13 protein-coding genes are annotated in these 12,996 nt (G+C 69.6%); 11 read left to right on the top strand and 2 right to left on the bottom strand.

Translation table 11 applies throughout. The annotated features are described in order from the left end of the window. Together MBTS_RS21435 and MBTS_RS21440 are read right to left on the bottom strand one after the other, a co-directional pair. The coding region (locus tag MBTS_RS21435) for a metallophosphoesterase (RefSeq protein ID WP_192216428.1) at positions 1 to 576 on the bottom strand (576 nt) is incomplete at its 3' end. Between the two features lie 10 nt (positions 577 to 586). Then, a complete protein-coding gene (locus tag MBTS_RS21440) occupies positions 587 to 1,198 on the bottom strand; it encodes a cation efflux transmembrane domain-containing protein (protein ID WP_018043623.1) in 612 nt (203 codons plus the stop codon). Positions 1,199 to 1,376: 178 nt separating this feature from the next. Here MBTS_RS21440 and croR point away from each other — a divergent pair, with 178 nt between their 5' ends. The 11 genes from croR to MBTS_RS21495 all read left to right on the top strand — a co-directional run. After that, on the top strand, positions 1,377 to 1,856 hold the full coding sequence (gene croR / locus MBTS_RS21445) for a 3-hydroxybutyryl-CoA dehydratase (RefSeq protein ID WP_018043624.1): 480 nt from the start codon (positions 1,377 to 1,379) through the stop codon (positions 1,854 to 1,856). 25 nt (positions 1,857 to 1,881) lie between these two features. Continuing rightward, positions 1,882 to 2,748, top strand: coding sequence for a TrmH family RNA methyltransferase (locus MBTS_RS21450; RefSeq protein ID WP_056149567.1), 867 nt, complete (start codon positions 1,882 to 1,884; stop codon positions 2,746 to 2,748). Between the two features lie 124 nt (positions 2,749 to 2,872). Continuing rightward, positions 2,873 to 4,453: a phytoene desaturase family protein gene (crtI, locus tag MBTS_RS21455; RefSeq protein ID WP_192216429.1), complete on the top strand. Its 1,581-nt coding sequence runs from the start codon at positions 2,873 to 2,875 to the stop codon at positions 4,451 to 4,453. 14 nt (positions 4,454 to 4,467) lie between these two features. Then, a complete protein-coding gene (locus MBTS_RS21460; protein ID WP_056149572.1) occupies positions 4,468 to 4,872 on the top strand; it encodes a DUF2141 domain-containing protein in 405 nt (134 codons plus the stop codon). A gap of 11 nt (positions 4,873 to 4,883) precedes the next feature. Beyond that, positions 4,884 to 5,861 carry an ABC transporter ATP-binding protein gene (locus MBTS_RS21465; protein ID WP_192216430.1) on the top strand — a complete coding sequence of 326 codons (978 nt, stop codon included), beginning with the start codon at positions 4,884 to 4,886 and terminating at the stop codon, positions 5,859 to 5,861. Next, entirely contained in the window at positions 5,858 to 7,063 is a 1,206-nt protein-coding gene (locus tag MBTS_RS21470; protein WP_056149582.1) for an ABC transporter permease, read from the top strand. Before MBTS_RS21465 ends, MBTS_RS21470 begins: the two co-directional genes overlap by 4 nt. A gap of 181 nt (positions 7,064 to 7,244) precedes the next feature. Then, entirely contained in the window at positions 7,245 to 8,786 is a 1,542-nt protein-coding gene (locus MBTS_RS21475) for a phytoene desaturase family protein (RefSeq protein WP_192216432.1), read from the top strand. Between the two features lie 50 nt (positions 8,787 to 8,836). Beyond that, complete coding sequence (locus MBTS_RS21480; protein ID WP_192216433.1) at positions 8,837 to 9,589, top strand: lysophospholipid acyltransferase family protein; 753 nt, start codon at positions 8,837 to 8,839, stop codon at positions 9,587 to 9,589. Then, a complete protein-coding gene (locus tag MBTS_RS21485; RefSeq protein ID WP_192216431.1) occupies positions 9,586 to 10,719 on the top strand; it encodes a glycosyltransferase family 2 protein in 1,134 nt (377 codons plus the stop codon). The genes MBTS_RS21480 and MBTS_RS21485 overlap by 4 nt, the downstream gene beginning before the upstream one ends. A 644-nt stretch (positions 10,720 to 11,363) precedes the next feature. After that, positions 11,364 to 12,659, top strand: coding sequence for an oxalate/formate MFS antiporter (gene oxlT, locus MBTS_RS21490; protein WP_056149589.1), 1,296 nt, complete (start codon positions 11,364 to 11,366; stop codon positions 12,657 to 12,659). Between the two features lie 106 nt (positions 12,660 to 12,765). Continuing rightward, a partial coding sequence (locus tag MBTS_RS21495) for a hypothetical protein (RefSeq protein ID WP_244973611.1) occupies positions 12,766 to 12,996 on the top strand: 231 nt, incomplete at its 3' end.

The following is a 12,996-nucleotide window of genomic DNA, read 5'->3' on the forward strand; positions in this document are numbered from 1 at the left end:
GGCGAGGGCGGCGGCGAGTTCGGCCTTCTGCGCCAGATGCGCCGCCATGGCGTCGGCCGGCGACCAGACGCTCCCATCTCCCTTGCGGATCGAGCCACGGAACTCGCGCGAGCCCGTCACCGGGTGGGTCATCCGCGCGGCGGCATAGGCGACGGGATCGGCCGGGCGGTCGGGCACGGTCTCGTCGAGCCAGCGGCCGGCGAGAGCCCAGTCGCTCCACAGGGTGGTGCCGACGAAGCGCACGCCGTCGAGGACGACGCATGCCCCGTGGTTGAGGAGGTGTACCGGAGCGCCCTCCCCCTCGTCGTTGATCCGCGCCACCTCCGCCTCGAGGGCGGCGATCAGCGCGGGCGCGGTGCGTGAATCGCCGGTCGGCGCATAATGCTCGTGGTTGCCCGGCACCAGCACGATGGGTCGTCCCTGCGCGATCCCGCGAAGCGCCGCGAGGCCGGCCTCCGGTCGACCCTCGTAGAGATCGCCCGGGCAGACCAGGACGTCGAACGGCGCGTCCGGCCGGGCGATCGTTTCCGGACGGCGGCGCTCGAGATGCAGGTCGGAGATCGGGAACAGGCGCAAGGGAGACCTCTCAGGCCGCTGGATGGGCCGCGCGCCACTCGGCGCGGGCGGCCTTGAGGATGTCCATCGCCGAATCGGCGTTGAGCACGGCGATGCCGGCCGCCGCCACGAGATCGGGCCAGGGCGAGAGCGTCAACGCCGTGACGAGGCCGGCGCCGATGATGGCGAGATTGGCATAGGCGTCGTTACGGGCGGAGAGATAGGCCGCCCGCGTCAGGCTTCCTCCCCCGTCCCGGTGGCGGGCCAGCATCACGGCGCAGGTGAGGTTGACGGCGAGCGCCCCGAGGCCGGCGAGCGTCAGCGGCAATGGCGCGGGGGGGGCCATGTCCGCCACCTTCTCCCAGGCGGCGTAGGCGGTGGCGAGGGCGGGCAGCAGCAGGATGCCGGCCAGGACCATGCCAAGGCGGGCGCGGTTGCGCAGGCTCCAGCCGATCCCGGCGAAGATCAGCAGGTTGAGGGCCGCGTCCTCCAGGAAGTCGAGGCTGTCGGCGATGAGGGCGAGGGAGCCGATCGCCACGGCCACCGCGATCTCGACGCCGAAATAGGCGAGGTTCAGCCCCGCCACCCGGAGGACGACGGGACGCAGGGAGATGGGAATCGCCGGGGCGGATGCGTCGGTCATCGGTTTTCAGGGTCGGCTCGCGGGCAGGTCTTCGCCTCTTGGACTGGGTACGACACACCTGTCGAGCGCCGATTTTTCGATGTCCTTGCGCTGGATTTGCAGCACCGCTTGTGCGACGCGACACGTCAGACGCGGGATCATGCCCGTGACAACGACGTGAGGCGGGGGAGACCGACCGATGATGCCAGAGCTGCGCGTGCTGTATTTCGAGGATCTCGAAGTCGGCCTGTCCGAAACCTTGAACAAGGAGATCTCCTCCTCCGACGTGGTGGGCTTCGCCGAGATCACCGGCGACCGCAACCCGATCCACCTCTCCGAGCATTTCGCGGCGCGCACGCCCTTCGGCACCCGTATCGCCCACGGCCTCTACACCGCCGGCCTGATCTCGGCGGTGCTCGGCACCCGCCTGCCCGGCCCCGGCGCCATCTACATCAGCCAGACCCTGAACTTTCGCGCTCCGGTCCGCATCGGCGATACGGTTCAGGTCACCGTCGAAGTGGCGGAACTCGTCCCCGAGCGCCGCCGCGCCCGGCTCAAATGCACCTGCTCCGTCGCCGGCGAGGTCGTGCTCGACGGCGAGGCTCTGGTGAAGGTGCCCACCAGGGAAGAGGCGGACCCGCTCGCCATCCGCATGGGCGGACGTCCCGCGAGCGCGTAGCGCGCATCGTCCGCCAGGGCACAGGATGCGGCCACCGGTGACACCCATCCCCATCGACGACCCCGCCGATCCGCGCATCGCCGCCTATGCCGCCATGCGCGAGCGCGACCTCGTCGGGCGCGAGGGCCGGTTCATCGTCGAGGGGGAGGTGACCCTGCGGGTGCTGCTCTCGGGGGCCGCGCGGTTCGCGCCCGAATCGCTGCTGCTGAGCCATGAGCGGGTGGCGCCCCTCTCCGATGCGCTCGCCGCCCTGCCCGGTTCGGTGCCGGTCTATACGGCCTCGAAGGCGGTGATGAGCGCCATCGCCGGCTTCCCGATCCACCGGGGCGTGATGGCGGTGGGGGTGCGCGGAGCGGAGCCTCCCCTCGCCCTTCCGCCGCCTCCGGCCCCTGCCCTCGTGGCCGGCCTCGTCGGGCTGACCAACCACGACAATGTCGGCGGCCTGTTCCGCAACGCCGCGGCCTTCGGGGCCGACGGCGTGCTCCTCGACCCCGCCACCTGCGACCCGCTCTACCGCAAGGCCATCCGGGTCTCGGCCGGCGCGGCGCTGACCGTCCCCTTCGCCCGCCTCGACGCGGAGGCGATGCTGGGCTTCGCGCACGCCAACGCCCTCGTTCCCCTCGCCTTCAGCCCGCGGGGAGACGACGTGCTCGCCGAGCTGCCGCCGCTGCCCCGCACGCTCCTGCTGCTCGGTACCGAGGGGCCGGGCCTGTCGCACGGCCTGATGGCGCGGATCCGCACCGTGCGGATCCCCATGGCCGCCGGCTTCGATTCGCTGAACGTGGCCACCGCCGGGGCATTGGCGCTCCACCATCTGGCCATGCAGCGTCCTTCATGCGGACACGCGACAATCCGTGGCAATTGTCCCGCCCCTGCCGCCGGTCGAGATTAGGCGGCAAGCTAGACCGGTATGGGTGGCATCCCCGACTCCGGGCTTTGAGCTTGGCACGGATGCCGATACGCCTGGCGCATGGGAGGTTTCCCATCGGAGGTCGTCGACGAGGGAGTTGATTGCGTTGCTTCAGTCACGGGATGGCCTGCGGACCCTGTCAGGACGCCGCGTCATCGTCGTCGGCGCCGGTCCTGGGGGATTGGCGACGGCACTTCTTCTCGCCCGCGCCGGCGTTCACGTCACCCTGGTCGAGAAGGACCCGGCCGTGGGAGGCCGGACGAAGACCGTGGAGGCCCCCGGCGGCTACCGGTTCGACATCGGCCCGACCTTCTTCCTTTATCCACAGATTCTCGCTGACATCTTCGAGACCTGCGGCGAAAGGCTCGAAGATCACGTCAAGCTCGAACGGCTCGATCCGCAATACCACCTCGTCTTCGAGGCAGGCGGCGAGATCCGCGCCACCAACGACATGGAGCGGCTGGAGGCCGAGGTCGCCCGCATCGCCCCGGACGACGCCAAGAACGTCCGGAAATTCTTCGCCGACAACCGGGTGAAGCTGAAATTCTTCAAGCCGGTGCTGGAACAGGCCTTCCACACCCTGCGCGCCATGGCCTCCCCGGCCATGATCGCCGCCCTGCCCCATCTCCATCCCGGCCGCAGCGTCGACAAGGACCTGCAGCGCTACTTCAAGGACCCGCGGGTCCGCCTCGCCTTCGCGTTCCAGACCAAATATCTCGGGATGTCGCCGTTCCGCTGCCCGAGCCTGTTCACGATCCTGTCGTTCCTCGAATACGAGCACGGGGTCTACCATCCGGTCGGCGGCTGCGGCGCGGTGTCGGAAGCGATGGCCGGGCTCGCCCGCCGCATGGGCGTGGACATCCGCCTCGGCACCTCGGTGGACAGGGTGCTCTTCGAGGGCAAGAAAGCGATCGGCGTGGTCTGCGGGACCGAGACGCTGAAGGCCGACGCCGTGGTCATCAACGGCGATTTCGCCAAGGTGATCAAGGACCTGGTGCCTCAGACGCACCGCCCGCGCTGGCGCGACGCCAAGATCGACAAGGCCCGCCTCTCCTGCTCGACCTTCATGATGTATCTCGGGATCGAGGGGAAAGTGCCGGCGGGGCTCGGCCACCACACCATCTTCCTGTCGGAGGAATACGCCCGCAACATCCGGGAGATCACCGAGGGCACCCTGCCGATGCAGCCCTCGCTCTATGTCCAGCACGCGGGCTACACCGATGGCGGCATGGCGCCGGCCGGGCATACCAGCCTCTACGTCCTCGTGCCGGTGCCGAACCTGAAATCGGGGATCGACTGGCCCGCCACCCGTGAGAGCTACCGCCGCCTCGTCCTCGACCGGCTGAAGCTGCTCGGCCTCGACGATATCGAGGATCGCATCCGCTACGAGCGCATCGTCGACCCGTCGCAATGGCAGGACGATTTCTTCGTGTATGAGGGCGCCACCTTCAACCTCGCCCACGACCTGATGCAGATGTTGTATTTCCGCCCTCACAACCGCTTCGGACCGGGGCTCTACCTCGTGGGCGGCGGCACTCATCCGGGTTCGGGCCTGCCGGTGATCTACGAGGGCGCGCGCATCACCGCCCGCCTCCTCATCGAGGAGCTCTCCGCCGGGCGCGTCGGCGCGGAGGCCGCCGGCATCCCCACCACCCAGCCGCTCGCCACGTCGGGCGACGCTTCGTGAGGGGCGTTTTCGCGATGGCCCTCACCGTCGCCCTGGCCTGCGGCGGCGCGCAAGCGGCCACGGTCGAGGTGCTGGTGGAGGGGATCGAGCCCGGCGCCGGCACGGTCTACGTCGCCCTGTGCCAGGGCGGCCTGTCGGAGGCCGAATGCCGCAACGGGCAGGACGTCCCGGCGGACGGCCGCAGCCGGCGGGTGATCCTCACCGGGATCGAGCCCGGTATCTACGCGGTCGCCGCCTACCAGGATCTCGACGGCAACCGCCGCCTCGACCGCACCGGCCTCGGCCTGCCGCTGGAACCCTATGGCTTCTCCGGCGAGATGGGCCGTGCCCGCCCGGATTTCAGCCGCGCGCGCTTCACCCTGCGCGAGCCCGGGGTCGCGGTGCGGGTACGCCTCGTCCGCGCCCTGCCACCCCGCTGACCCCGCCGCTCATGAATCCGGGACAGGAGCCCCTGGTCGTGGTCCGGGGCGCCACCCTCGCCTATCGCGGGCATCGCGTCCTGCGCGGCGTCGATTGCCGGATCGAGGCCGGAGAGACCCTCGCCCTGCTCGGCCCGAACGGTGCCGGCAAGAGCTCGCTCATGCGCATCGTGGCCGGACGATTGCCGCCGGAGAGCGGCACCGTGCGGATCGCCGGTGCCGACCCGTTCCGTGAGCGCGAGGCGCGGCGCGCCATCGGCTGGGTGCCCCAGGAGATCGCGCTTTATCCGCGCCTCACCGTGGCCGAGAACCTCTCCGTCTTCGCACAGCTCTCGGGGATCGGCCGGCGCGAGCGCAAGGCGGCAGTCCAGGCCGCCCTCGATCTGGCCGATCTCGGCGAGGTGGCGCGGCGTCCGGTGGGCCACCTGTCCGGCGGCTACCAGCGCCGGGCCAACATCGCCGCGAGCCTGATGGCGCGGCCGCGCCTCGTCCTCCTCGACGAACCGACCCAGGGAGTGGATCTGCACGCGCGCGCCGCGATCCATGCGGTGCTCGCCCGCCTGCGGGAGCAGGGCGCCGCGATCCTCATCGCCACCCACGATTTCGCCGAGGCCGAACGCCTCGCCGACCGTGTCGCGATCCTGGCGGACGGGCGGCTCATCCATGAAGGCCGGCTCGCCCTCCTCCTCGAACGCATCCGCGCGGAGGTTCCCGAGCACGAGGTGGCGCTCACCAATCCCGCCGGCCCGGACGCCGTGGCGGCCCTGCGCCGGGCGGGATTCACCCCCATCGATACCGGACTGACCTGGCGGGCGAGCCACCGGGCCGGGCTCGACGGAACCGCGCTCCTCGGCAGCCTGCGGGCGCAAGGCGTGCCGGTGGGGGAAATCCGCATCCGCGCGCCGGGTCTGGACGCGATCTACCGCGAGGCCCTCGACCGCGCCGGACCGGACCGGCCCCTGACCCTCCACACGGGAAACGAGGCATGATCACCGCCGCCTTCCGGGTGATGCTGATCAGCCTGCGGCGCGACCGCGCCGCCCTGGTCATGGCCTTCGTCCTGCCGACCGTGATCTTCATGATCTTCGCCGCGATCTTCTCGGGCGCCATCGGCGACCGGATCCGCATCCATCTCGGTCTCGTCGACCTCGCCCGCACGGCGACCACCGAGCGGCTGATGGCGGCCCTGGAGGCCGACACCTCCCTGCGTATCGAGCGGCTGAAGGCCACCGATCTCGCCGGGGCGACGGGCGCGGTCCGGCGCGGGGAGGTGGACGCCGCCCTGGTCCTGCGCGGCGATCTCGACGCGCCCGTGGCCGGAGCCCCGCCCGAGGCCGCCCAGCCGGTGATTCTCATAGAGAACCCCGCCCGGGCACTGGCCACGCCGATCGCGCTCGGCCAGTTGCAGCGCATCCTCAACGAGGCCCTGCCGGACGTGGTCCTCGCCCGGATCGTCGCCGACGTGGAACGGTCGGGCAAGATCGGGCCGGACGAGCGCGCCTTCCTCAACTCGGCCTTCGCCGAGCAGCGCGCCCGCAAGGAGCCGTTCTCCTTCGCCTCCCTGGTGGAGCGCCAGAGCACCGCCTCGGGCCGCACCAACGAGCGGGTCAGCTACTATGCCGGCGCCATCACTGCCGTGTTCCTGCTGTTCGCGGCCATGCAGGGGGCGATGTCCCTGGTGGAGGAGCGGCAATCGGGCCTCGCCGACAGGCTCATGGCCGGGCCCGGCGGGCTCGCCGTGGTGGTAGTGGGGAAGTTCCTGTTCCTGGTGATCCAGGGCGTGGTCCAGGCCGGGCTGATCTTCGCCGCCGCCGCACTCGTCTATGGGGTCGAGATCGGCCCGCACTGGCCGGCCTGGATCGTCACCTCGTTCCTCGTCTCGGCCATGGCGGCGGGGCTGGCGCTGGCCGCCTGCGCGGCCGCCAATACCCGCCAGCAGGCGCATCTCGCCTCCACCTTCGGGGTCCTGCTGCTCTCGGCGGTGGGCGGCAGCATGGTGCCGCGCTTCCTGATGCCGCCCTGGCTGCAGCAGGTCGGCTGGCTCACCCCCAACGCCTGGGCGATCGAGGCCTATCAGACGGCGCTCGGCGAAGGCATGGCCGCGGCGATGCCGGCCTGGGGGGTGATGATCACCGTGGCGGCCTTGGGCCTGGTGGCCGCCGTGGGTCTGGTGGCGCGCCGGGTGGTGTGAGCCAGCGAGCGTCACCTCGAACCCGAAACTGGCCGAGCCGGACCTCCTATCCCCGCTCCCGGCCCTGAAATGGGCGATAACTCCGATGGCGCGACCGGTTAGCGCGTTGACCGCGCGGCGATCCGGTCTAGCTTCATCCGCGAGGCATGGCATCGGCCGGGCCCAGGGAGTGACGATGAACATGCGGGTCGGGTCTTCGGTCGCCGTGGTCGGCGCAGGGTTGGGCGGCCTCGCGGCGGCCTGCGTCAGCGCGGCGCGCGGCCACACAGTCACCCTCTACGACAAGAACGATTGGCTCGGCGGCAAGGCGGCAGTGCTGCACGAGGGCGGTTTCCGCTTCGACATGGGCCCGACCATCCTCACGGTGCCGAAGGTGCTGGAGCGCATCTTCCAGGAAGCCGGCCGCAACATCCACGACTACCTCGACCTGCGCCGCCTCGATCCGCAATGGCGCTGCTTCTTCGACGACGACACCCATCTCGACCTCATGGCCGACGTGCCCACCATGGCGGCCGACATGGAGCGTTTCGCGCCCAACACCGGCGCTGGCGAGGGCTACAAGAAGTTCCTCGAGATCTCCGAGCACCTGCACGACGTCTCGAACAAGTTCTTCTTCTGGAAGCCGGTGGAGGATCTGTTCGACACGATCAACATCCGCGCCAACATGAATCCCGGTACCCTGCGGGACGTGCTCTCCCTCCGCATGGGCTCGTCGGTGGCCGGCACCATCCGCTCGAAGGTCAAGGATGCGCGCCTCGCGCAGATGCTCGACCACTTCGTGCAATATGTCGGCTCGTCCCCCTACGGCGCGCCGGCGGTGCTGTGCGCCATCGCCCACATGCAGACCGCCGAGGGGGTCTGGTACCCGATGGGCGGCACCCGCGCGGTGGCCGAGGCGCTGACGAAGCTCGCTTCCGAACTCGGCGCCACCCTGCGGCCGGGCGACGAGGTCACCGGGCTCGCCATCGAGAAGGGCACGGTGAAGGGCGTGAAGACCGCCGCCGGCATCACCCCGTTCGACGCGGTGATCTCCAACATGGACTCGGTGCGGACCTACCGCGAGCTCGTCGGCGGCGATGTCGGCAAGGCCTACGAGAAGAAGAGCTTCGAGCCGGCCTGTTCGGGCGTGGTGCTCTATCTCGGCCTGAACAAGCGCTACGAGCACCTGAACCACCACGATTTCGTCTTCTCCCGCGATCCGGAGGAGGAGTTCGACTACATCTACCGCAAGGGCGAGCCGGCTCCGGACCCGACCGCCTATCTCGCCGCCCCCTCCTCCACCGATCCGAGCGTGGCACCGGAGGGCGGCGAGGCCCTCTACGTCCTCGTCCACACGCCCTATCTTCGGCCACATCACGACTGGAAGACAATGTTCCCGGCCTACCGGCGGGTGATCCTCGACAAGCTCAAGCGCACCGGCCACATGCCGGATCTCGAAGAGCGCATCGTCGTCGAGCGCCATCTGACGCCGCAGGACATCCACGAGCGCTACAAGGTGCTCAACGGGGCGATCTACGGCCTCGCCTCGCACGGCAAGTTCATGGGCGCGTTCAAGCCAGGCAACCGCTCGCGGCAGGTGCGCGGCCTGTATCTCGCCGGCGGCGCGGCCCATCCCGGCCCCGGCATGCCCATGGTGATGATGTCGGGTTGGATCGCCGCCGACGCGCTCGATTCCGACGCGCAGGGCGGAGACACCCGCGGCGAGGTGCGGCAGAGCGCGTGAGCCCGCCGGCTCCCCCCACGCCGCGCCATTCGCCACCGATCTGGCGGTTCATGGTCTGGTACTTCGACCGGTTCCTGCGCCGCCACATGAACGCGCTCCGGCTCGCCCGCTGGGGCGCGCCGGATTGTACCGGCCATCCCGGCCCCGTCGTCGTCGTCCTCAATCACCCGTCGTGGTGGGACGCGGCCGTGGTGATCCTCCTGGCCGGCCGCCTGTTTCCCGAGCGGACGAGCCACGCCCCGTTCGATGCGGCGGCGCTGGAGAAATACGCGGTCTTCGGGCGAATCGGCGCGTTTCCGGTGGATCTCGAGTCGCTGCGCGGGGCGGCGCAGTTCCTTGCCCATTCCCGCGCGATCCTCGGCGCGCCCGGACAGATGCTCTGGATCACGGCGCAGGGACGCTTCGTCGATGTCCGCGCCCGCCCGCTCGACCTGCGCGCGGGAGTGGCGAGACTCCCCGAGATCGCCCCGGACGCGCTGTTCGTGCCCCTCGCCCTGGACTACGCCTTCTGGGAAGAACGAGGCGCCGAAGCCTTCGCGGCCTTCGGCACGCCGGTGCGGGGTGCCGATCTCCTCGCCCTGTCCCGCCCGGAGCGGCTGGCCCGGATGGAGGCCGACCTGACCGCCACCCTCGACCGGCTCTCCGCGGACGTCGTCGCCCGCGAGCCCGAGCGCTTCACGACCCTGACCTCCGGCGGCAAGGGTATCGGCGGAGTTTATGACGGCTGGCGCCGGATGCGGGCCCTCCTCACCGGCCGCCGCTTCGACCCGGCCCACAGCTCCGAGAAAGACAGAGCCCCGTGACCTTCGTCCTGGCGCTCGTCGCCCTCGCCTTCGCCCTCCTCCCCGCCATCCTGGCCTGCGCGAACCTCATCGCCCTGCGCACACCGGAGCCGGAATCGGCGCAGGACGGGCTGGTCTCGATCCTGATCCCCGCCCGCGACGAGGAGGGCACCATCGTCGGCACGGTGCGGGCCGCCCTGGCGAGCACCGGCATCGCCGTGGAGGTGCTGGTCGGGGACGACCATTCCACCGATGCCACGGCCGGCCTCGTCCGCGCCCTGGCGGAGACCGATCCCCGGCTCCGGCTCGTCCCGGTTCCCGCCCTGCCCGAGGGCTGGACGGGGAAGAACCACGCCTGCGCCGCCCTCGCGGCCGAGGCGAGGGGCGGGCACCTCCTCTTCATCGACGCCGACGTCACCCTGACGCCCGGCGCCGCGGCGGGGCTCGTCGCCCATGCCCGCGCCACGGGGGCCGCCCTGGTGAGCGCCGTGCCGCGCCAGATCATGCGCAGCCTCGGCGAGCGGCTCACCGTGCCGATGATCAACTTCCTCCTCGTCGGCTACCTCCCCGTGCCGATGATGCGCGCCTCGCTCCGTCCGGCTCTCGGCGCCGCCTGCGGCCAGCTCGTCCTCATCGACCGCTCCGTCTACGGTGAGACCGGCGGCCACGGCGCCATCCGCGGACGCCTGCATGACGGCGTGTTCCTGCCCCGGATCCTGCGCCATGCCGGTCATCGCACCGACCTCGTGGCGGGTCACGCGCTCGCCAACTGCCGGATGTACCGCAGCTTCGCCGAATCCTGGGCCGGGTTCTCGAAGAACGCCCATGAGGGCATGGCCACGCCCCGCGCCCTCCCGGTCTGGACGCTGCTCCTGCTCGCGGGCCATGTCCTGCCGCTCGTCCTCGTCCTCGCCGCCGCCTTCGGCCTCGCGACACCCACGGCCGGTCTGGTGGCGCTCGCCGCCCTCGTCGTGTCGCTCGCCACCCGCGCGGCGATCACCCTCATCACCCACGAGCCGGCCGCGACCGTCCTCCTCCACCCGTTCGGGGTAGTGGTGGCCCTGGCGATCCAGTGGAACGTCCTGCTGGACCCTAAGCGCGCCGGAGCGGCGGTGTGGAAGGGGCGGAGCTATCCGGTGGGGCGGGCGTAACTCGCCCTCTTCCCGGCCGTAGGCGAGGCCGGGTTTCCGAGCGGCGGCGTCTCCCGTCCGCCTCCCCGGGTGACGGCCGCGCGCACGGTTCCCCTGCCCGCGACGCAAGGACAGTCCCGGCGTCACGACGATGAAGCGTCGACCGAACCGAGGTCCGTCGGACCGTGGAACGAAGTATACCAAGTGTTTGTTTTTTTTGACGTAAATGTCAAAAACTCTTAGTTTTATAATTTATGCAGATCGAATACTCGGGTCTACGCGGCGCGACATTGTCTACCCCGATAGGGATCCGATCATAGCCTGCCCGTGCCAGTCAAACAGCTCGGAATGCGATGGCTTCGATGGTCCCGCTTCTCGTCACCCCCGGGACCGCCCCGTCCCGATTAATTTCCCCGGCTGTGGTGGATGAAACATCCTGCTCATTCGTGGGGCGCTTTAGGGCAAGATTTCGCGAAATTTCACCAAATCTCCGCCCTTACATGCATTATGGTGCTTGCCAGCACATCTGATATGCCAAATACTGAATACCAGCCGACGACTTCTGATCCCGACGATCACTTGCCGCGGCCGAGGGAGCCGATCCGCTGGGGTGCCTCGATCTCCAAGCCCTCAAGTATCCATGTCCATGATCAGGGAGAAAGCTCATGGCGACGTCCGTGACCGCGCCCATAACGGCGCAACCTTCAAAGCGATGGCTCCAACTCGTCCTCGGCGTGGCCTGTATGGTCGCGGCGGCGAACATTCAGTACGCCTGGACGCTGTTCGTCCCGGAAATTCAGAAGACCTTCGGCTGGGACCGCGCCGCGATCCAGGTCGCCTTCACGATCTTCGTCGTGGTGCAGACATGGCTGACCCCGATTGAAGGCTACTTCATCGACAAGTACGGCCCGAGCCGGGTCGTGATGTTCGGCGGTCTGATGACCGGCCTCGCCTGGGTCATCAACTCCTACGCCACCTCGCTCACGGGCTTCTATCTCGGCTCCGTGGCCGGCGGCATCGGCGTCGGTTGCGTCTACGCCACCTGCATCAACAACGCCCTGAAATGGTTCCCGGACAAGCGCGGCCTCGCGGTCGGCCTGACGGCGGGCGGCTATGGCGCCGGATCGGCCCTCACGATCCTGCCGATCGCCAGCATGATCTCGCACGGCAGCTACGCCCAGGCCTTCTTCATCTTCGGCCTGATCCAGGGCGCGGTCATCATGCTGGCCGCCATCGGCCTGCGCTCCCCGGCCAAGGACCAGGTCATCTTCTCGACCAAGGTCCTGCAGAGCCGGCGCGACTACACCCTCGGGGAAGCCCTGCGCACGCCGGTCTTCTACGTCATGCTGCTCATGTTCACCTGCACGGTCACCGGCGGCCTGATGGCCGTGGCCCAGCTCGGCGTCATCGCGCAGGATCTCGGCGTGAAGGAGTTCCAGGTCAACCTGTACTTCTTCGCCATGGCGGCCCTGCCCTTCGCGCTGATGCTCGACCGGATCATGAACGGCATCTCGCGGCCGCTCTTCGGCTACATCTCGGACCGGATCGGCCGTGAGAAGACGATGTTCATCGCCTTCACCATGGAGGGCATCGGCATCGTCGCTCTCGGTTACTTCGGCTCGAACCCCTGGGCCTTCGTGATCCTGTCCGGCATCGTGTTCCTGGCCTGGGGCGAGGTCTACTCGCTGTTCAGCGCCACGGCCGCCGATACGTTCGGCTCCAAGCACATCGGCAAGATCTACGGCGTGCTCTACTGCGCCAAGGGTTTCGCCGCCCTGTTCGTCCCGCTCGGCAACATCCTGATGCAGGCCACGGGCACCTGGGCGACGGTGCTGTATACGGTGGCGATCATGGATCTCTTCGCCGCGTTCCTGGCCGTGGCCGTCCTCCGGCCGATGCTCAAGCGCCACCACGTCGCCAACGGCTCGGTCACTCCGGCCGGCGCCCTGGCCCACGCCTGACCGACCCCTCGCCCCGCCCGACCGGCGGGGCGAGCCCGGCACGACCGAAGGAGCCGATGGCGTCCCGTCCGAGGGGCGCCTCCTGTCCGCCCTCCCGTGTCGCCCCATGCGCCGTCATGTCCAACTCTGCTCGGCCATCGCCGGAGTGCCCGAGATGAACATCGCCGCCATCCTCGCCCTCCAAAGTATTCCGTTCGCCGCCCTGGTGCTCGCCACGGCCGGTGCCAACCGCGATCTCTTCGCGGTTCTGTATGTCGCGGCCCTGGGCCTGACCCTATCCATCATCATCTTCGGCGACGGGCATCACACGCTGCCGCTGATGCCCGTCGCCGAAGAT

Source organism: Methylobacterium bullatum (assembly GCF_014845095.1).
GTDB classification, from domain to species: Bacteria; Pseudomonadota; Alphaproteobacteria; order Rhizobiales; family Beijerinckiaceae; genus Methylobacterium; species Methylobacterium bullatum.

Coding starts and splice junctions, on each gene's coding strand:
- MBTS_RS21440 (WP_018043623.1), bottom strand. CDS start 1,198: ATGACCGACGCATCCGCCCCGGCGATTCCCATCTCCCTGCGTCCCGTC.
- croR (WP_018043624.1), top strand. CDS start 1,377: ATGATGCCAGAGCTGCGCGTGCTGTATTTCGAGGATCTCGAAGTCGGC.
- MBTS_RS21450 (WP_056149567.1), top strand. CDS start 1,882: ATGCGGCCACCGGTGACACCCATCCCCATCGACGACCCCGCCGATCCG.
- MBTS_RS21460 (WP_056149572.1), top strand. CDS start 4,468: ATGGCCCTCACCGTCGCCCTGGCCTGCGGCGGCGCGCAAGCGGCCACG.
- MBTS_RS21465 (WP_192216430.1), top strand. CDS start 4,884: ATGAATCCGGGACAGGAGCCCCTGGTCGTGGTCCGGGGCGCCACCCTC.
- MBTS_RS21470 (WP_056149582.1), top strand. CDS start 5,858: ATGATCACCGCCGCCTTCCGGGTGATGCTGATCAGCCTGCGGCGCGAC.
- MBTS_RS21475 (WP_192216432.1), top strand. CDS start 7,245: ATGCGGGTCGGGTCTTCGGTCGCCGTGGTCGGCGCAGGGTTGGGCGGC.
- MBTS_RS21480 (WP_192216433.1), top strand. CDS start 8,837: ATGGTCTGGTACTTCGACCGGTTCCTGCGCCGCCACATGAACGCGCTC.
- oxlT (WP_056149589.1), top strand. CDS start 11,364: ATGGCGACGTCCGTGACCGCGCCCATAACGGCGCAACCTTCAAAGCGA.